An 18,035-nucleotide genomic window follows, 5' to 3' on the forward strand; every position below is an offset into this window, starting at 1 on the left:
GGCTCGTCGTGACGGTCTCGCTGCCTAGACTGCTGCCGATGGCACCCACCGGATCGAAGTCTATTGGTAACCACCGGAATCAGAACGTGCTGAATGCACTCCGGTGATCGCGCCGCCGATGGCTCGGCTGCGCGGGCGGCCTGGGCGCCGACTGCGGGTTCGGTATGCGCAACCGCAGCGGTCGGCTGGCGCGTCGCGTCCACCAGCTCACCGGATCATCGTTCAGAACGCTCCTTGCCTCACTTCACTCATCTGGCCAGGTCAGAACGTTTGCGTTGACACCCGTCGATCGGGATCGGCGACACTCCACCGGCGGGGTGGCGGCTAGTCGCCCCGCCGGTGTCGGTCCGCATCGTCGACGCCGTCGTCACGGTCGGACGGCCGTGCAGTTGCAGACGAGCTGGGATTTCTTGTTCATGTGGCTCGCGATTCAGTGCGCGATCCAGCGGGTGGAGTTGCTGGCGGGTTTAGCGTGGTGGTTTGGGTGAGTGCGTCTGCCCATGGCGCTTTCTGGGTGATGAGGCGGCGGAGTTTGGCGATGGCTCGGGGTTGGTTGACGGCGAGCGCCGCGGTGATGTGGTTGTTGTGGCGGTAGAGCACGGTGAATTGTCCGGTGTCGGGATCTCCGATGAGGGTGGACGGTTGGTCGGTGTGTGGGTCGCCGATGATTTGGATGCGGTGGCTGTACCAGTCGGACCACACGTAGGGCACGGGTTCGTAGCGGGTGGGTGCCGCGGTGGTGATGGCGTTGCGGGCGGCGTGGGCGCCTTGTTCGGCGGCGGCGGTCCAGTGTTCGAGCCGGAGGGTGCCCTCGCGTCGCGGGTGGGGGAATCGTGCCAGGTCTCCCGCGGCGTACACCCCCGGTGCCGAGGTGGCGAGGTAGGGGTCGCAGGCCACGCCGTCGTCGAGGGCGACGCCGGAGTCGGTGAGCCAGCCTGTGGTGGGGACGGCGCCGATTCCGACGAGCACGGTGTCGGCGGGCAGGACGCTGCCGTCGGACAGGTGCACCTGCTCGATGTGGCCGGTGCCGGAGAAGTCGGTGACCTGGACACCGCATTTGAGGGTGGTGCCGGCCTGTGTGTGCAGCCGGGCCAGTGCTGTCCCGGCGGTTTGTCCGACCGCGTGGGCCAGGGGTGTGTCCTGGGTTTCGACGATGGTCGCGTGGATGCCGTGTTGGGTTGCTGTGGCTGCGACTTCCGAGCCGATGAAGCCTGCGCCGATGATCACCAGGTTGGTTGTCCGCGCGAGTGCGGCGCGCAGCGCCCGGGCGTCGTCGAGGGTGCGCAGGTAGTGCAGGCCGGCGAGGTGGGTGGTGGTTGGCCACCGGCGTGCCGTGGCGCCGGTGGCGATGATCAACCGGTCGTAGGGCAGGCGTTGCTGGTCGTGCAGCAGGAGTTCCCGGCTGTCGGTGTCCAGTCCGGTGGCCGTGACTCCGAGGCGCAGGTCCACACCGAGGTCGTCGCGTAACTCGTCTTCTGCCATCAGGACGGCGGGGGCAGGGGGGTGAGCCTGCTCGTCGGGTTCGTGTGCGGCTGGGTGGTCGCTGCTGTGGGTGAGGAACGTTTTCGATAGTGGGGGCCGGTCGTAGGGTAGGTGTTCCTCGGCGCCGATGAGGATGATGGTGCCGGTGTGCCCGGCGTGCCGCGCGGCGCGCGCGGCACGCACCCCGGCCAGCGAGGCACCGACGATCACGAGTCGGCCGGGCTCGGTGGCCGCGTGGGCACTCATGACGGCGGGGCGTCTGCCAGCCGGAGCGCGAGTGTCGGGCATTGCTGCACGGCCTGCTCGATGACTTCACGCCGATCGTTGGGGGGCGGGTCCTGGAGCAGGTGTGCCAGGCCGTCGTCGCCGACTTCGAAGATGTCCTCGGCGAGGCCTTCGCAGACGCCGTGCCCGGTGCAGCGGTCGGGGTCGATGTGGATGTTCATCTGCTCCCTCCTTGACGTGGTGGCAGAGACGTGGTGGCAGAAAGGGGTGGGTCGGGGCTGGCAGTCGGTGTCGACGGTCAGTGCTCCGGGGTCAGTGTTCTGGGGTGAAGCGGCAGGGCATGGACTTCACGGCGTGCAGGAAGTTGCCGGGGACCAGTCGCTGGTCGCCGGCTTCGATGTCGGGTAGGCGGTGCAGTAGTTCGTCGAACAGGGCACGGAGCTGGGTGCGGGCGAGTTGGTTGCCGAGGCAGTGGTGGATGCCGCCGCCGCCGAACCCGATGTGCGGGTTGGGGTCGCGGGAGAGGTCGAAGCGCCACGGGTCGGTGAACACCCGCTCGTCGCGGTTGGCCGAGGAGTAGAACATGACGACCTTGTCGCCGGCGGTGATGTGCTGGCCGTGTAGTTCGAGGTCGCGGGCGGCGGTGCGGCGGAAGGTCATGATCGGGGTGGCCCAGCGGACGAACTCCTCGACCGCGCCGTCGATGCGGTTGGCGAAGTCGCTCATCAGCCAGGCCCGCTGGTCGGGGTGGTCGGTGAGGGCTTTGAGCGCGTGGCTGGTGGACTGGCGGGTGGTGTCGTTGCCGGCGATGGTCAGCAGGGCGAAGAAGGCGCTGATCTCGTCGTCGGTGAGGCGTTCCCCGTCGATTTCGGCCTGGACGAGCGCGGTGATCAGGTCGTCGCCGGGGTTGCGGCGCCGGTGATCGGCAAGGTCGGTGATCAGGCCGTGCATGTAGTGCAGCGCCTGGAACAGTCGGCCGAGGACCTGTTCACGTCCGTGCCCGACGAGTTCGGGGTCGTTCCAGCCGGTGCCGACGGCGGCTTCGTGGGCGGCTTTCTGGCGTTCACCGTCGGGCACGCCCATGATGTCGTTGATGTTGTGCATCGGCAGCAGGGCCGCGCACTCGGCGACGAAGTCGGCCTCGCCTCCGCTGTCCGCCCCTACGGCGGCGAGGTGGTCCACGACCATGCGGGCGTTGGCGCGGATCCGGTCGTTGATGCGGCGCATCTGTTTCGGGGTAAATGCCGAAGCCACGAGCCGTCGCATCTTGGTGTGCCGGGGCGGATCCATCCCGATGATCGACTGGGCGGCCTCGACGAGTTCGGGGGGCAGGCTTTCCATCAGGATGCCGGGCCCGGACAGGAAGTCCTCGTGCCGCTTCGTGACCTCGACCAGATCGGCGTGCCGCACGATCGCCCAGAACCCGTAGTCCTCCGGGTCATCCAGCAACTGCTCCTCAAACGGGCGATGCCAGGTGACCGGCCGGTCGGCGCGCAGCGCGGCGAAGTTGGCGTCCCGTTCGGCCATGGTCGCCGACCAGAATCCCCGTGAGGACAGGTCCACCTCGTCGTAGGGACGGTCGGGATGACCGCTGGCGTTCCGGGTACGGGGCAGCGTCACGGCGGCACCCTCCTCAGCATCGGCGTTGACACCCTCAAGGTTAGACAGCATGCGTCACATTGTCTAGATAGAAGACATGAGATCGTGACCGGTCTACTGGTTTGACGACCGTGGGCGGCTTGTCTAAGGATGGTGGGGTGGTGAATGCGAGATTGTCGGGGCGGGCGCGCCAGTTGATGCGGGCGGACGCCCTCGATGTGGCGGAGGCGATCGTGCTGGATCGCGGGTACCGCGGGGTGAACATGCAGGAGGTCGCGGACCGGGTGGGGGTGGCCCGGCAGACGCTTTACAGCGAATTCGGCAGTAAGCAAGGTCTCGCGTCGGCGTTGGTGCTGCGGCTGACGGGCCAGTTCCTGGACGGTATCGAGCGGGCGCTGGCGGCTCATCCGGAGATGCGGGCGGCGTGGTGGGCGGCCGCCCGCTACACCTTCGACGCCGCTGCCGACAACCCGCTGTTGAAGGCCGTCCTGGTCGGCGACGGCAGTGGTGAGCTGCTGCCGCTGTTGACCAGCGAGGCCGCGCCGGTGGTGCGGGAGGCGACCGAACGTCTGGTGACAGGTGTGTGTCGGCGTTGGCCCGGTCTCGATCATGCCGAGGTCGGCGTCGCGGCCGAGGCCGCGACCCGGCTGGCGTTGAGCCACCTGGTGTTGCCGCTGCACCCTCCGGATGTCGTCGCCGAGCACATCGCGGAGTTGGTGGTGCGGTTTCTTGGTCACCAGGGGTGACCCGAGGGTGGAGACGGGTGGCGCGGTTCAGCGTCGGGTTAGGTGGACGGGCAGTCCGTCGGTGGGGATGGGTAGTGAGGTGTTGTCCCAGCGCACCCGGTAGCCATCCGGCACGCTCCAGTGGTGGGTGCGCAGCATCTCGTGCAGGATCGCCTTGACTTCGAGGGTGCCGAAATGCATGCCGATGCATTTGTGTACGCCGCCGCCGAACGGGATCCACGCGAAGCGGTGGTTCTGGTCCTCGCGGCGGTGCGCGGCGAACCGGTCGGGGTCGAAGGTGTCGGGGTCGGTCCAGCATTCCGGCACGAAGTGGTTGATCGCGGGGGCGACCGCGACCAGGGTGTCGGCGGGGAGGTAGTGGCCGAGGATCTCGGTGTCGGTCACGGTCTTGCGCATCACCAGCGGTACGGGCGCGAGCAGTCGGAGTGCTTCCTTGATGACCAGGTCGAGGGTGTCCAGGCGCTCCAGGGCGTCGATGTCGGGGAGGTCGTCGCCGAGGGCGAGGGATTCCTGGCGGGCGCGGTCCTGCCAGTGGGGGTGGGTGGCGAGGTAGTAGGCGGCCGCGGTGGTGGTGATGGTGGAGGTGTCGTGCGCGGCCATCATCAAGAAGATCATGTGGTTGATGACGTCGTCGTCGCTGAACTGCTCGCCTTCGGGGGTGGTGGCCTGGCACAGCGCGGAGAACAGGTCCTCACCGTTGCCGGCGCGGGCGGCGGGCAGATGGTGGGCGAAGTAGCGCTCCAGGACGCGGCGGCCGCGCAGCCCGGCGCGGTAGCGGGTGCCGGGCAGGGGGTAGCGAACCAGGGAGCTGGCGGCGCGCACGGTGGCCACGAACGCGTGGTTGATCCGCTCACTGTCAACCCCGTCTCCGCGGCCGCCCATGAACACCCGGGTCGCGATGTCCAGGGTCAGGTCTTTGAGCAGCCAGTACAACCGAACCGGGTGGGTGGTGGACCAGGTGGGCACGGTGGCGCGCACACAAGGTCCGACCTGCTGGGTGTAGCCGGCGAGGCGGTCGCGGGTGAAGGCGTGCTGCATGATGCGGCGGTGCATCTTGTGCTCGTCGAAGTCGAGCAGCATCAGCCCGCGGTGGAAGAACTGGTCGATCAGGAAGGTCCACCCGGCTTGAGAGAAGGCCTTGTCCTTGTTGGTGAGCACCAGCTGGGTCGCTTCGGGTCCGGCGACGGTGGCGATGCGGGTGCCGAAGGCGCCCATCCAGGTCACGGGGCCGTAGCGGTCGTAGCGTTCGCGGGCGAAGTCGGTGCCGAACCGGATGTAGTCGAGCACGTGCCCGACCAGTGGGGTGCCGTAGTCGCCGCGGATCGGCCGCAGGTCGCTGCCCGAGGGTGGGGCGGCGAGGTCGGTGGCGGGCCAGCGGCGGCTGAACCGGCGCAGGGCGTCATCGACCGGCTGGGGTGCCGGTGCCAGTAGCACCGAGGACAGGCGCTGCCGGGCTGCCCGGGTGGTGCGCTCGATCAGGTGCGTCATCTCGGCTCCTCTATCGGTGGGGTGTGGGACGGGGCGAAAGTGTCGATCACCGCGGTGGTGGCCGATGGGCCGGCGAATGAGGGCGGGTAGAGCAGGGTGTGCTCGTACAGGCCCGCCCAGCGAGCATCGAACTGGGCCCGCACCTGGTCGGGGGTGCCGGCCAGGGCGATCGTGTCGATCATCTGGTCGGTGACGGCGGCCACCATCGCCTCCAGGTCTCCGGCCTTGTGGGCGGTGCGGATGGCGGCGGCCTCGTCGGTGAACCCGTGCAGGGTCATGATCGCGTCGTAGGTTTTGACCGAGGCGTAGAACGCGATCTGGGCCGCGGCGAGCCGGCGGGCCTGTGTCGGGTCCGGATCGACCGCGCAGATCACGTAGCCCGCGACCGGCACCGGCTTGGTGCGTCCCGCGCGTTGGGCGCCGGCCTGCAGAGCGGGACGCACGGTGTGGCGCAGGTATTCGGGGGTGCACAGCGGATGGCCCACGAGCCCGTCGGCGACCGCGCCGGCGGCGCGGACCATGCGGGCGTTCACCCCGGCCAGATAGAGCGGGATCGCCCGGCGTGTCGGCGGCGGCACCGGGGCGGTGGGCACGACGTGTGCGCGGTAGAAGCGGCCCTCGTGGTGCACCGGGCCCTCGTCCAGCCGCCACAGCTGGCGCAGCAGCGGTATCAGCTCCTCCGTCCGGGGCGCGGGATGCTCACCTGACAGGCCGTGCCAGTCCTGCTGCATGCGCCGGGTTCCGGTGCCCAGCCCCAGGATCAGCCGACCACCAGAGAGCGTGTCGAGGTCCCGGGCCTCGGCGGCCAGCACCAGCGGGGTCCGGCCGAAACCGTAGGCGATCCCGGTGCCCAGCGTGATGTTCTCGGTCGCCGCGGCCATGGCCGCCACGGCCACCACCGCCGACCGGTCGTAGAAATCGGCCGCCCACACCGAGGCGAAACCCGCCCGCTCCGCGGCGGCGGCCATCGACGCCACCTCGTGCACGTCCCGCCCGGCGCACACCAGCGACAACCCCCGCCGGGCCGATGCCACCGTCGGTTCGCTCGTCATCGAAGGCTCCCTTCGCGCCACCTGGCTTGTCCTCCCCCACGGCGGGGGACCCGTCACTCCGTCGCGTCCACGGGGCCGGGCCGGTTGCGCTGCACCGCGCGGGCCTCGTAACCGGCCCGGGCAGCCGGATCGGCACCCGCGAGGACCCGATCCGCGCGGGAGGCCCGCAACAGAACGTCGCCGACCGCGCGCGGCGCCAAGGCCAGCAGCCGGTTCATCGCCCCCAGCGACCGAGGCACATACACCTCGAACCGCGGGCGGGCCACCGCGCCCACGATCGCCTCAGCCACCTGCTGCGGCGTCACCGGCCGCACCAGCGGCGACTCGCCGAGCCCCGAGGCCAGCTCGGTCCGCACCACCGTGGGCATCACACACGACACCGACACACCCGTGCCGCGCAGCTCAGCCCGCAGCGCCTCGGACAACCCGACGACGCCGTGCTTGGTGGCGCAATAGGTGGCGGCCTCGGCGAACCCGACCTTGCCCGCCTCCGAGGCCACGTTGACGATGTGGCCCCGCCCTCGCGGACGCATCCGGCGTACTGCCTGCCGGCTGCCGTGGATCACGGCGTGCAGGTTGATCTCCACCTGTCGCGCCGTGACCGCCTCCGGCTCGTCGGCCAGCCGCCCCAGCGGCATGATCCCCGCGTTGTTGATCAGCACGTCGAGCGGCCCGAACGCCTCCTCGACCTGATCGAGGAAACCGGTGAACGAGTCCCGGTCGGTCACGTCCACCCGCCACACTCGCACCGCCTGCGCCTGTCCCTGCGCCGGCGAGGGGTCCAGGTCACCGATCGCCACTCTGGCCCCAGCCCGGGCCAGCGCGTCCGCGGTCGCCGCCCCGATTCCTCGCGCTCCGCCGGTGATGGCAACCACCACACCGGCCAGCGGCCGCGCGACCGGAACCCGGCGTTGCCAAAACCTGCCTACCCGCTCAGCCATGGACGTCGCCTCCGCCGCTGATCGATCCGCATTCTGACAGAAACCACTGTCAGAATGCTTCTGACAGGAGACCATGTCAAGATGGGGTCATGACGACGCCAAGGCGGAGCTATCGCGGGGTCAGCGCCGAGCAGCGCCGCGACCTGCGGCGCGAGCAGTTGCTGGAGGCCGGCCTGGATCTGCTGGGCACTCAAGGGTGGCAGCAGACCACGATGACCGCGGTCTGCGCGCGTGCCGGGCTCACCGAGCGCTACTTCTACGAGAACTTCGCCCACCGCGACGAGCTGCTGTTGGCCGTTCTCGACCGGATCGCGGCGCGGATCCGGGACGTGGCGTTGCGGGCACTGGCCGGCCCGGACGGCGACCCGCGCGCGAAGGCGGAGGCGGCGATCGGCGCGTTCGTCGACCTGCTCACCGACGACCCCCGGGTCGGGCGCGCGGCGATACTGGAATCCGCCGCCGCTGAGCCGCTGCGGGCCCGGCGGCACGAACTGCTCGTCGGCTTCGGTCAGCTGATCGCCACCCAGGCGCGCGCCCTCTACGGCGACAACGCGCTGCCCCCGCCCCGCGACCGCATCAACGGCCTCATGCTCACCGGCGGGCTCGCCGAACTGCTCATGGCCTGGCTCAACGGGGAGATGCAGATCGACCGCCAGGACATCATCGACACCGTCGCCACGCATTTCGCCGCCACCGCACGACAGCAATAGCCACGGGCGGTGCTGTGACGGCGCCCACGCAGACTTTCAGAACTCCTAGTCTTACAGCGAGACTGCTAGTCTCGCTGTGTTTCGATGGTGGAAGGACAAACACACACGATGGCCGATTCGGGGTTCGCTTCGCTGCCGCCGCACCATCCGCAGTGTCTGGGCTGCGGGCCGGACAACCCGGCCGGGCTACAACTGTCCGTCTACCGCGACGGTGACGAGGTCTTCACCGACCTCGCCTTCGACGCACGCCATCGGGGCGCTCCTGGGCTGGCGCACGGCGGCGCGATCTCCGCGGCCTGCGACGACCTGTTCGGGTTCGTGCTCTACGTCGTCGAGGAGATCGCCGTCACCCGCACGTTGACCGTCGAGTACCGCGCTCCCGTGCCGTTGGGACAGCGGCATCGCATCACCGCACGCCTGCACCACCGGGACGGCCGGCGGCTGCACCTGGAAGCCGCGGGCGTCGGCGACGACGGTGTCACGCGGTTCACCGCCCAGGCGCTGTTCATCGTCGTCGACATCGACCATTTCAGCGATCACGGCACCGAACACGACGTCCACGCCATGTTCACCCAGCACCCCCTGCGCACCCGCGAGGGCGGCTGAGGCCGTCCACCACGGCACCACCGGCGACCCACTCACAACCCGACGAAGGCGGTGCCGGTGGCTGGGGTACCGCGACACGATGAAGGAGACGCTCCGTGCCCGCACACCGCAGCCGCCCGTGGATGACCGCCGACCTCGACGCGTTCCGCGACCTCGCGCGTCAATTCTGCGAGAAAGAACTGTCGCCGAACCAGCAGCGGTGGGCGGCGCAGAAAAGCGTCGATCGCGACCTCTGGAACAAGGCCGGGGAGGTGGGGCTGCTATGCCTGGCGATCCCGCAGGAATACGGTGGGGGCGGTGGCACCTTCGCCCATGAAGCCGTCCTGCTCGAAGAACAGGCCGCCAGCGGCGACAGCTGCTGGGGCGTGGGCCTGCACAACGCCATCGTGGCGCACTACCTGCTCGCCTACGGCACCGAGGGCCAGAAACGGGACTGGCTGCCCAAACTCGCCCGCGGCGAGTGGGTCGGCGCCATCGCCATGACCGAACCCGGCACCGGCTCGGACCTGCAAACCGTCACCACGAAAGCCATCCGCGACGGCGACTCCTACATCGTCAACCGCGCCAAGACCTTCATCACCAACGGCGGCCAGGCCGACCTGATCCTCGTCGTGGCCAAGACCGATCCGACACGGGGTGCCGAGGGCATCTCGCTGATCGTGGTGGAAGCCGAGCGCGACGGGTTCCGGCGCGCTCGGGTCCTGGACAAGGTCGGCCTGAAAGGACAGGACACCGCCGAACTGTTCTTCGACGACGTCCGCGTCCCGACTGGTCACCTCCTCGGTGAGGTCGAGGGCCACGGTTTCCTCCAGCTGATGCAGCAGCTCCCGCAGGAGCGGCTGCTTATCGGCATCGCCTCCGTCGCGGCCATGGAACTCGCCCTACGCGACACACTCGACTACACCCGCAGCCGCACGGCGTTCGGCCGGGACATCTTCTCCTTCCAGAACACCAAGTTCACCCTCGCCGAAGCGGCGACCGAAACGCGGGTGGCCCGCGTGTTCCTTGACGACTGCATCAGCAAACACCTCGACGGCACGCTCGACGTCCCGACCGCGGCCATGCTCAAATGGTGGTCCAGCGACCGCGCCATGCGAGTCATCGACGACTGCGTCCAGCTCCACGGCGGCTACGGCTACATGAGCGAGTACCGCATCGCCCGTGCATGGACCGACCAGCGGGTGCAGAAGATCTACGGCGGCACCAACGAGATCATGAAAGAGATCATCGCCCGTACGCTATGACCTCGGCTCGCGCGGGACTCCACGGCGGGCGTGGCTCGATCGCCGCGCGGCAGGGGCCGGCGGAACTCACGTCCGGGGGGTGTTGGCGGCCAGGAAGTCGTCGACGACGCGGGCGCAGAAAGTCTCGTCATTGGGAAGGCCGGTGACCAGGCGGTTGAACACGACCGGCCCGACAAGCTGAGCCAGCGCCGCGGTGGTGTCGATGTCGGCGCCCAGTACCTTGCGGGCGTCGTCACCGGTGAGAATAGTGTCGAAGGGCCGCCGGTAGAGCTCGACGATGCGGCGCCGCAACGTGCGCATCCACGGCCGGGCGGTATCCGGCTGGTCGATGCCGGGCAGGTCGTCCGGTTGTGCCGGCAAGGTGCTCATCCCCACCCAGGACAGCACAGTGAGCTGCAGCGGGGCGTGGTCGATGAGCTGGGCTTGGTTGACGAGCAGGGTGAGCAGCCGACGCCGCAGCGGGCCCCGGGCGGGAGCCGGCGGCACGGGCGGCAACAGTTTCTCGAAGGCCGCGGCCACCAACTCGGTGCCAGTGCCGAAATGGCGGTAGAGCGTGGCGCGGGCTACACCGGCGGTGCGGGTGACCGCGTCGATGGTGACCGCGTCGATGCCGCCCTCGGCGAGCAGCCGGGTGGCCGCGTCGATCAGCAGTGCCCGCGACTGCGCCGGTCGCGGGTCCTCACGTGGCGTGCGTGGTGAGCGGGTGGTGGGTGTGGGCATTGGTCTCCCTACTGGCCGACATCCTAGTAGCGCAGCGTTTCACCAGGACGGCGAGTGTGATCGAGCAGGTGTTGTGAACTACCAGTCTAGGTCCGATACTGGGAGTCTCATAACCGTGTAGGAGTCGTGGGTGATGCGTGTGCCGGAAACAGCCGTCAGGTCGCGGCCGTTGCGCCAGATGTGGACACTGACGGTGTCGTGCCTGGCAGTGGCGCTGGTGATGGCGGCGGTGGCGTCGCTGACCACGGCCCTGCCCGGCCTCGCCGGGGACACCGGGGCCAGCCAGACGCAGCTGACGTGGATCGTGGACGCCTACACCCTGGTGCTGGCCTGCGCACTGCTGCCGGCGGGCGCGGTCGGCGACCGCTACGGCCGGCGGGACCTGCTGGTGATCGGGCTCGCGGTGCTCGCGGCCGGATCGGCCCTGCCGACGGTCGTCACCTCGCCAGGCTGGGTGATCGCCTGCCGCGCCGTCAGCGGGCTGGGGGCGGCCCTGGTGATGCCCGCGACGTTGTCCATCCTGACCGCGGAATTCCCGCCGCGACAGGCCTCGCGCGCGGTGGGAGTGTGGGCGGGCTTCGCCGGTGCGGGCGCGGTGCTGGGCATCCTCGGCGCCGGGGTGTTGTTGCAGACCTGGTCATGGCGGGCGGTGTTCGCCGCCACGGCGATCCTGGCCCTGCTGTTGCTGGCAGGGGCCTTCGCCGTGCCACCCTCTCGGGAACCGGACACCCAGCCGCTGGACGTCCCCGGCGCGGCGCTGAGCGCGACGGCGATCGGCCTCGTGGTGTTCGGCATGATCGAAGCACCCGACCGAGGCTGGGACAGCGTCCTGGTCATCGGCGCGCTCAGCGGCGCCGTCCTCGCCGCGGCCGGATTCATTCTCGTCGAGCGTCGCCACCGTGCGCCGCTGCTGGATGTGCGACTGTTCACCGAACGCGCGTTCGGCACCGGCGCCGGGTCGCTGGTCGTGCAGTTCCTGGCCGCGTTCGGGCTGTTCTTCGTAGTGATGCAGCACCTGCAACTCGTCTGGAACTACTCGCCGCTGGACGCCGGTCTGGCGCTGACCCCCTTGGCCGTCCCGCTGGTCGTGGTGGCGGTGCTCGCGCCGTGGCTGACCGAGCGGCTCGGGCTGAGGCTGATGACCTGTACCGGGTTGGGGCTGGTCGCCGTCGCCCTGGTCGGCGTGGCCGGCCTCGGAGTCGAGGAGGACTACCCACGTCTGGCGGTGTTCATCATCATGTTCGGGCTCGGCCTGGGAATCAGCGCCACTCCGGCCACCGCCGCCATCGTGCACGGGGTCCCCCGCGCGAAACAAGGTGTCGCCTCCGCGGTCAACGACGCCACCCGCGAAATCGGCGCGGCACTCGGGATCGCGCTGGCCGGCAGCCTGCTCGCCAGCGGCTACCGCACCGGCATCATGCTCGACGCGGCCACCCTGTCCGAGCCGGACAGGACCCTGGCCACCGACTCCTTGACCGCGGCACTGCACGTCGCCACCACCCAGGCAGACCCCGCTCTGGCGGCCGCGGCCCGCCGGGCGTTCACCGAGGGCATGCACGACTCGCTGCTCACCCTGGCCGCCGTCACCGCCACGGCCACGATCGTGCTCGCCCTGCGAGCCCCCGGGCGCCCGCGCGCGAAACCCGCGCACGCTCCCTCGACACCAACGGCCGAAACCCCCGGACCCAGCGCCCTCGATCAGTCAAGGAGCACGTCGTGACCGACCAGCAACTCATCGGCAACTACCCGCACCAAGTGGCCGGACACTGCGGCTCCGGAGCGCTGCGTGATCTGATGCAGTGGGCCGGCCTGTCCTACGACTCCACGCCACTCAGAGCCTGTTGGTAGATGGTCAGGCTGGGGTCAGGGCGGGTGGTCTGGGCTTGCCCCAGCGTGGTGCTGGAGGGGTGTCGGCCAGTTCTCGGGTCAGGCGGCGGGTCATGATCGAGACGGTGGCCCACCACACCATGGCTTCGTGGTGCTCTGGTCGGCGTTCGTAGTCTCGGACCAGGCGTCGATGGCGGATCAGCCAGCCGAACGTCCGCTCCACCACCCATCTGCGGGGCAGCACCACGAAGCCTCTGATGTCGTCGCTGCGTTTCACGATGGTGATCGTCAGGCGCAGCACGGCTTTGGCCCACACGACGAGGCGTCCGGCGTAGCCGCCGTCGGCCCAGACCAGAGTGATGGTGGAGAAGTGTTCACGCAGCAACGCCAGCAGGCGATACGCGGTGTCGCGGTCTTGCATACCGGCGGAGGTGACGGTGACCATCAACACGAGTCCGAGACAATCGGTGGCGATATTTCTCTTGCGGCCCTTGGTCTTCTTCCCCGCGTCGTACCCGCAACTTTCGGCGGCCATGGTGTCGGCGCCACGCACGGTCTGAGCGTCGATGACCGCCGCGGTCGGTAGTTCGGCCCGGCCACACGCGACCCGGATGCGTCCCCGCAGCCGGTCTGCCAGCCGGTGTGGCAGTCCTCGTTCACTCCAGCGTTGGAAGAACGCGTACACCGCCGACCAGGGCGGAAAATCGGCCGGCAGCGCCCGCCACTCGATGCCGTAGCGGGTCAGATAGCCGATCGCGTCCAGCACCGCCCGCAGGTCATGGCGCATCGGCGCCCCCGCAGGGCTCTTGCGCAGCTCTGCCATGACAGCCCGTGCTTCCGGTTCCAGCACCTCCCACTGCTCATCGGTCAGATCGGACGGATACCGGCGTAGCCGGTCACGACACGCGCAACCGGACACGCCGCAACTGGCCTTCGCGGCCTCGACACGGTAGACAGACATCCTGGGGCTTCTGGTGATCAAGTTGGTGGTACTTCTCGATCTACCAGGAGCCCCGCCTCATACCCTCACGACACGCTCAGGTCCCGGCCACACCATCCACCAACAGGCTCTCAGCGAAGGCACGATCTTCGGCCTCGGCGGAGAGCTCGGATTCAGCTATCTGCGCCACTCCGCCATGTCCCCACCGATCTACCTCGTCGGCCGCGGCCCCGACCTCACCGGCCACTTCACCCGTCGACTCGGGATCACCGCCACCCAGCACGCCACCGACGACCCCGACGAGGGCTGGGCCTGGGTCCGCGACGAACTCGACCAGGGCCATCCCGTCCTCTGCTGGGCCGACATCGCCGAACTCCCCTACCTGCGCGTCCGTCTTAGCATGAGCCGCCACGACATCGTCATCATCGGCTACAACGACCACACCCGCACCGCCACCGTCATCGACAACGACCGTGCCGACCCGCAACCCGTCCCCTATGACGCGCTCGCCCGCGCCCGCAGCTCTACCGGATTCCCCGCACCCACCCGACACACCACCTACCGGCTGCGCTACCCCACCCAACTCCCGCCTCTGTCCACCACCGCCGCCGACGCCTGCGACGCCGCCGCCTCCGCACTGCGACACCCCGAACCCATGCTGACCGGCGATCTCGACACCACACCCGAACTCGTGCACGGCTACGGCCTCAACGGCGTCACCACCTTCGTCGACGACCTCCACCAGTGGCCCGACCTCTTCCCACCCGACCAGCTCGACACCGTGCTGCGCGCCCTAGCCGCCTTCATCGACAAAGCCGGCACCGGCGGCGGCCTCTTCCGTCGCCTGCAAGCCGACTACCTGCACTACCTCGCCCGCCACACCCACCTGCCCACCGCACAACAGGCAGCCGACACCTACTCTCAACTCGCACAAGTCTGGAGCGACCTCGCCACCACCGCCACCACCGATATCGACATCACCACCCGAATCGCTGCCCTCACCGACACAGCCCAACAGCTCCCCGCCCTCGAACAACGCGGCGCCGACGACCTCCATATCCTCGCCCGCGACCTCACGACCTGACACTCGCTCCGGTCGCGCACGCCAATCCCGCCCCCGGCACTCCGTCGGGGGGGCCAAGGGTGGGGGACCGCGCCGCAGGGACTGTTCCAAGATCGGTGTTTCCGGCCCGACACGCCGGGCTGAGGTCCGGCGGGATGGGCACTGTGAGTGATGACATCGGAGCTTGTGAGTCCACGTAAGCGTGACGAGAAGCCGGCGCGGGAGCTGTCGCCGGAGCAGGCCGCCGCGGCGGCGATGGTGGCCGAGGCGAGGGCTCGCGGGCTGGCGTTGACCGGGCCGGACGGCCTGCTGAAGCTGTTCACCAAGAACGTGCTGGAAACGGCGCTGAACGAGGAAATGACCGAGCACCTCGGTCACGAGAAGCGCCAGGCCGATCCGAGTCGGGAATCGACCAATGTGCGAAATGGAAGCCGGCCGAAGACCGTGCTCTCGGATGCCGCCGGCGAGGTGCGGATCGACGTGCCGAGGGATCGGGAAAGCACTTTCGAGCCTCAGATCGTCAAGAAGCGGCAACGCCGGCTCGCCGACGTGGACGAGATCGTGCTGTCGCTGTACGCGAAAGGGATGACAACCGGGGAAAGTGCGCCGTGAAAGCGCTGTTGTATCGCGAGGAGGTGGAAGACCTTCTCCTGCAGGCCGTCGCAGCGGACTGTTGAAGTTGAGGGCAGCCTGAACCGGGAGGTGCCGGTAAGGGTGGCAAGCGGCCCTGACAAAACCGGGACGTGCCAGAACTGCCAGATGGTGCGGGTCCGGCAAACGAGCCGAAGAGGTATACGCGAGGAACTGGCGTGTTACGTTTCCTAAGTAGTCACCGGCTGAAACCTGGCGGATGGCCGGTTGCGATGCGCACCCGTTCTCTGGTGAGGCGGGGAACTCCTGAGCGGGGATTTTCACCTTCGCAGGGAGGCCGTGGTGAAGGTCTGCGGCGTAGTCACGGCGATATCGCGGGAACAAAGTCAGATGCCTCCTTCGGCAAGCGATCAGCAGTGAACACGGGAACTGTCTGGCGATGGTTCCCGGCTCGTGGGCATCCAGTTTGCGCGTCGGGATAGGCACACCGTCTGCCGAACACACCGGACAGGGCGGAGCCGTCGTAGTACTCGGAGGCCGGGAAAGCCGGTCACATTGGGGAAGGACGGCAGCGGTTCCGAGAAGAAGGGATGCTGCAATGCCGAAAGACGCGCCGCTGAATAGCGGCGCTCCGGAACAACCCGAAGCTGGGTCGTTCCGTCGGGTATCGGAAATGCAGGCCAAGCTTCATCGTTGGGCGTCGGCCGATCCTGGCCGACGGTTCGATGACTTGTTCAACCTCGTGCACGACCCGGCGACCCTGCGTGTTGCGTGGGAGCGGGTCGCGACGAATACCGGGGCACGAACCGCTGGTTCGGACGGCGTCACCGTCGCCCGGATTGAGCGGGAAATCGGTGCCCTGGAGTTTCTGGGTGGCATTCGCAGAGCGGTCAAAGACGGTTCGTTTCGGCCGCAGCCGGTTCGGGAACGGTTGATTCCCAAACCTGGTGGGTCGGGGAAAGTCCGCAGGTTGGGCATTCCTACTGTCGCGGATCGTGTGGTTCAGGCTGCCTTGAAGCTGGTTCTGGAACCTATATTCGAGGCTGATTTTCATCCGGTCTCGTTCGGGTTCCGGCCCAAGCGGCGGGCACACGACGCGATCGCCGACATCCATCTATTCGGGAGCCGCGGCTACGAATGGGTTTTGGACGCCGACATCGAAGCTTGTTTCGACACCATCGACCATGCGGCCCTGATGGACCGCGTGCGGGCGCGGGTGACGGACAAGCGTGTGCTCACGTTGGTAAAATCGTTCCTCAAGGCTGGGATCCTGACCGAGCTCGGCGAGGAACGGGACACACCGACCGGGACGCCGCAAGGGGGCATCCTCTCGCCGTTATTGGCCAATATCGCGTTGTCGGTGCTGGATGAGTACCTGCACCGCGACTGGCGGCCAGGAGGTTGGATGTCGACAGAAAACCGGCGTCACCGCCATCGGCGCCTGGGTCTGCCGACCTGGCGACTCGTCCGGTATGCGGACGATTTCGTCGTCATGGTGTTCGGCACCAGGGACCACGTGGTGACGTTGCGCGAGGAAGTCGCGCAGGTGCTCGCTCCGATGGGTCTGCGTTTATCGCCGGCCAAGACTCGGATCGTGCACATCGCCGATGGGTTCGATTTCCTGGGTTTCCGCATCCGGTGGAGAATCAAGAAAGGGACCCGCGATCAGTGGCGGCTCTACACTTTCATTGGCGATCGGCCACTCCGGTCGTTGAAAGCGAGAATTCGTGCCCTGACGCGCAGGACATCACAGCAGGACCTACGGGCCGTGTTGATCCGGATCAATCGGATCACACGCGGCTGGGCTGAATATTTCCGGCACGCCGTGGCCAAGCACACCTTCGACCGGATCGCTTACTTTATCTGGTGGCGAATCGTCCGATGGGTGAAGACCAAACGGCGTTGGAGATGGAAGGACGTCCACCGCTGGCTGCGAACCCCGACGGGGTGGCGGCCGATCGCGGTGGACGGGATTGAACTGCGCAACATCGCGGCGACACCGGTCACCCGGTACCGTCGGCGCAGTATTCCCAGCCCTTGGCCCTGCGCGAACCGCGCCTAACGACAGAAACCGTGGAGAGCCCGTTGCGTTGAAAGGCGCACGGCGGGTTCGGCGAGCGGCCTGGGGAAACAGACCGACGGCAACGCCGGAACTGCGCCCCAGGCCGACTCGACTCTCGGCGCATTTCAATGAGATTTACGGTGCTTCGGTGAGCAAGGAGACGATATCGCGGATCACCGACAAAGTGATCGCCGAAATGCAGGACTGGGCCAACCGGCCGCTCGACGCGGCCTACGCGGCGGTGTTCATCGACGCGATCCACGTCAAGGTCCGCGACGGGCAAGTCGCCAACCGCCCGGTCTACGCGGCCATCGGCGTGACCGTGGACGGCCGCAAGGACGTCCTGGGCCTCTGGATGGGCGTCGGCGGCGAAGGCGCGAAGTTCTGGATGAGCGTTCTGATCGACCTGAAGAACCGCGGTGTCCGCGACGTGTTCTTCCTCGTCTGCGACGGCCTCAAAGGCCTCCCGGAGACCGTCGTGAACGTGTGGCCGTACACCATCGTCCAGACATGCATCGTCCATCTGATTCGCAACACCTTCCGCCTTGTCGCGCGGCAGAACTGGGACGCAGTCAAGCGGGATGTCAAGCCCATCTACACGGCACCCAATCCCGACGCCGCACTCGCCGCATTGAAGTGATCTCACCAACGGTGGTTCTGGTGCTGATGGTCTGATGGTGCTCGCGGGAACGCTCTGGCACGGACCCCGACGAGCTGCGGGGCCGGAGACGAAGGACGG

General features: G+C 68.3%; 16 protein-coding genes and 2 pseudogenes. 10 read left to right on the top strand and 8 right to left on the bottom strand.

Annotated elements, in window-relative coordinates:
• Positions 1-414 precede the first annotated feature (414 nt).
• The 3 genes from LWP59_RS37815 to LWP59_RS37825 all read right to left on the bottom strand — a co-directional run bounded on the left by LWP59_RS37815 (position 415) and on the right by LWP59_RS37825 (position 3,378).
• Positions 415-1,692: an NAD(P)/FAD-dependent oxidoreductase gene (locus tag LWP59_RS37815; RefSeq protein ID WP_229857931.1), complete on the bottom strand. Its 1,278-nt coding sequence runs from the start codon at positions 1,690-1,692 to the stop codon at positions 415-417.
• 32 nt (positions 1,693-1,724) lie between these two features.
• Positions 1,725-1,928 carry a ferredoxin gene (locus LWP59_RS37820; protein WP_101436333.1) on the bottom strand — a complete coding sequence of 68 codons (204 nt, stop codon included), beginning with the start codon at positions 1,926-1,928 and terminating at the stop codon, positions 1,725-1,727.
• Positions 1,929-2,019: 91 nt separating this feature from the next.
• Complete coding sequence (locus LWP59_RS37825) at positions 2,020-3,378, bottom strand: cytochrome P450 (RefSeq protein WP_101436334.1); 1,359 nt, start codon at positions 3,376-3,378, stop codon at positions 2,020-2,022.
• A 146-nt stretch (positions 3,379-3,524) separates the two neighbouring features.
• On the opposite strand from LWP59_RS37825, the gene LWP59_RS37830 reads away from it, so the two are divergent.
• Entirely contained in the window at positions 3,525-4,052 is a 528-nt protein-coding gene (locus LWP59_RS37830) for a TetR/AcrR family transcriptional regulator (RefSeq protein ID WP_208637355.1), read from the top strand.
• Positions 4,053-4,079: 27 nt separating this feature from the next.
• Here the strand turns inward: LWP59_RS37830 and LWP59_RS37835 are convergent, their stop codons facing one another.
• Genes LWP59_RS37835 through LWP59_RS37845 form a run of 3 tightly spaced genes read right to left on the bottom strand, consistent with a single transcriptional unit; the run spans position 4,080 to position 7,533 of the window.
• Entirely contained in the window at positions 4,080-5,540 is a 1,461-nt protein-coding gene (locus LWP59_RS37835; protein WP_101436336.1) for a cytochrome P450, read from the bottom strand.
• Complete coding sequence (locus LWP59_RS37840; RefSeq protein WP_101436337.1) at positions 5,537-6,592, bottom strand: LLM class flavin-dependent oxidoreductase; 1,056 nt, start codon at positions 6,590-6,592, stop codon at positions 5,537-5,539. The genes LWP59_RS37835 and LWP59_RS37840 overlap by 4 nt, the downstream gene beginning before the upstream one ends.
• A 53-nt stretch (positions 6,593-6,645) precedes the next feature.
• Positions 6,646-7,533: an SDR family oxidoreductase gene (locus LWP59_RS37845; RefSeq protein ID WP_101436338.1), complete on the bottom strand. Its 888-nt coding sequence runs from the start codon at positions 7,531-7,533 to the stop codon at positions 6,646-6,648.
• A gap of 89 nt (positions 7,534-7,622) precedes the next feature.
• On the opposite strand from LWP59_RS37845, the gene LWP59_RS37850 reads away from it, so the two are divergent.
• From LWP59_RS37850 to LWP59_RS37860, 3 genes are all read left to right on the top strand, one after another.
• Positions 7,623-8,243 carry a TetR/AcrR family transcriptional regulator gene (locus tag LWP59_RS37850; RefSeq protein WP_101436339.1) on the top strand — a complete coding sequence of 207 codons (621 nt, stop codon included), beginning with the start codon at positions 7,623-7,625 and terminating at the stop codon, positions 8,241-8,243.
• Positions 8,244-8,351: 108 nt separating this feature from the next.
• A complete protein-coding gene (locus LWP59_RS37855; protein WP_101436340.1) occupies positions 8,352-8,849 on the top strand; it encodes a PaaI family thioesterase in 498 nt (165 codons plus the stop codon).
• 122 nt (positions 8,850-8,971) lie between these two features.
• Positions 8,972-10,093: an acyl-CoA dehydrogenase family protein gene (locus LWP59_RS37860; RefSeq protein ID WP_101436341.1), complete on the top strand. Its 1,122-nt coding sequence runs from the start codon at positions 8,972-8,974 to the stop codon at positions 10,091-10,093.
• A 66-nt stretch (positions 10,094-10,159) separates the two neighbouring features.
• Here the strand turns inward: LWP59_RS37860 and LWP59_RS37865 are convergent, their stop codons facing one another.
• Positions 10,160-10,813: a TetR/AcrR family transcriptional regulator gene (locus LWP59_RS37865; RefSeq protein WP_101436342.1), complete on the bottom strand. Its 654-nt coding sequence runs from the start codon at positions 10,811-10,813 to the stop codon at positions 10,160-10,162.
• 133 nt (positions 10,814-10,946) lie between these two features.
• On the opposite strand from LWP59_RS37865, the gene LWP59_RS37870 reads away from it, so the two are divergent.
• Together LWP59_RS37870 and LWP59_RS37875 are read left to right on the top strand one after the other, a co-directional pair.
• On the top strand, positions 10,947-12,533 hold the full coding sequence (locus LWP59_RS37870) for an MFS transporter (RefSeq protein ID WP_101436343.1): 1,587 nt from the start codon (positions 10,947-10,949) through the stop codon (positions 12,531-12,533).
• Entirely contained in the window at positions 12,530-12,661 is a 132-nt protein-coding gene (locus LWP59_RS37875; RefSeq protein ID WP_222425608.1) for a BtrH N-terminal domain-containing protein, read from the top strand. Before LWP59_RS37870 ends, LWP59_RS37875 begins: the two co-directional genes overlap by 4 nt.
• A 4-nt stretch (positions 12,662-12,665) precedes the next feature.
• Here the strand turns inward: LWP59_RS37875 and LWP59_RS37880 are convergent, their stop codons facing one another.
• Positions 12,666-13,601, bottom strand: a complete 936-nt coding sequence (locus LWP59_RS37880) for an IS5 family transposase (RefSeq protein ID WP_208637356.1) — start codon at positions 13,599-13,601, stop codon at positions 12,666-12,668.
• A gap of 13 nt (positions 13,602-13,614) precedes the next feature.
• On the opposite strand from LWP59_RS37880, the gene LWP59_RS37885 reads away from it, so the two are divergent.
• The 4 genes and pseudogenes from LWP59_RS37885 to LWP59_RS37900 all read left to right on the top strand — a co-directional run.
• A complete protein-coding gene (locus LWP59_RS37885; RefSeq protein WP_101436344.1) occupies positions 13,615-14,664 on the top strand; it encodes a BtrH N-terminal domain-containing protein in 1,050 nt (349 codons plus the stop codon).
• 150 nt (positions 14,665-14,814) lie between these two features.
• Positions 14,815-15,243 (top strand): annotated as a pseudogene (locus LWP59_RS37890) (transposase); the annotation flags it as partial.
• A 589-nt stretch (positions 15,244-15,832) separates the two neighbouring features.
• A complete protein-coding gene (ltrA, locus tag LWP59_RS37895) occupies positions 15,833-17,296 on the top strand; it encodes a group II intron reverse transcriptase/maturase (protein WP_101436346.1) in 1,464 nt (487 codons plus the stop codon).
• Positions 17,205-17,933 (top strand): annotated as a pseudogene (locus tag LWP59_RS37900) (IS256 family transposase); the annotation flags it as partial. The gene ltrA and the pseudogene LWP59_RS37900, both read left to right, overlap by 92 nt.
• Between the last annotated feature and the right edge of the window lie 102 nt (positions 17,934-18,035).

It is taken from the genome of Amycolatopsis acidiphila, assembly GCF_021391495.1.
Classification (GTDB): Bacteria; Actinomycetota; Actinomycetes; order Mycobacteriales; family Pseudonocardiaceae; genus Amycolatopsis_E; species Amycolatopsis_E acidiphila.

Coding starts and splice junctions, on each gene's coding strand:
- LWP59_RS37865 (WP_101436342.1), bottom strand. CDS start 10,813: ATGCCCACACCCACCACCCGCTCACCACGCACGCCACGTGAGGACCCG.
- LWP59_RS37835 (WP_101436336.1), bottom strand. CDS start 5,540: ATGACGCACCTGATCGAGCGCACCACCCGGGCAGCCCGGCAGCGCCTG.
- LWP59_RS37855 (WP_101436340.1), top strand. CDS start 8,352: ATGGCCGATTCGGGGTTCGCTTCGCTGCCGCCGCACCATCCGCAGTGT.
- LWP59_RS37850 (WP_101436339.1), top strand. CDS start 7,623: ATGACGACGCCAAGGCGGAGCTATCGCGGGGTCAGCGCCGAGCAGCGC.
- ltrA (WP_101436346.1), top strand. CDS start 15,833: ATGCCGAAAGACGCGCCGCTGAATAGCGGCGCTCCGGAACAACCCGAA.
- LWP59_RS37880 (WP_208637356.1), bottom strand. CDS start 13,601: ATGTCTGTCTACCGTGTCGAGGCCGCGAAGGCCAGTTGCGGCGTGTCC.
- LWP59_RS37840 (WP_101436337.1), bottom strand. CDS start 6,592: ATGACGAGCGAACCGACGGTGGCATCGGCCCGGCGGGGGTTGTCGCTG.
- LWP59_RS37845 (WP_101436338.1), bottom strand. CDS start 7,533: ATGGCTGAGCGGGTAGGCAGGTTTTGGCAACGCCGGGTTCCGGTCGCG.
- LWP59_RS37860 (WP_101436341.1), top strand. CDS start 8,972: ATGACCGCCGACCTCGACGCGTTCCGCGACCTCGCGCGTCAATTCTGC.
- LWP59_RS37825 (WP_101436334.1), bottom strand. CDS start 3,378: ATGCTGTCTAACCTTGAGGGTGTCAACGCCGATGCTGAGGAGGGTGCC.
- LWP59_RS37870 (WP_101436343.1), top strand. CDS start 10,947: ATGCGTGTGCCGGAAACAGCCGTCAGGTCGCGGCCGTTGCGCCAGATG.
- LWP59_RS37820 (WP_101436333.1), bottom strand. CDS start 1,928: ATGAACATCCACATCGACCCCGACCGCTGCACCGGGCACGGCGTCTGC.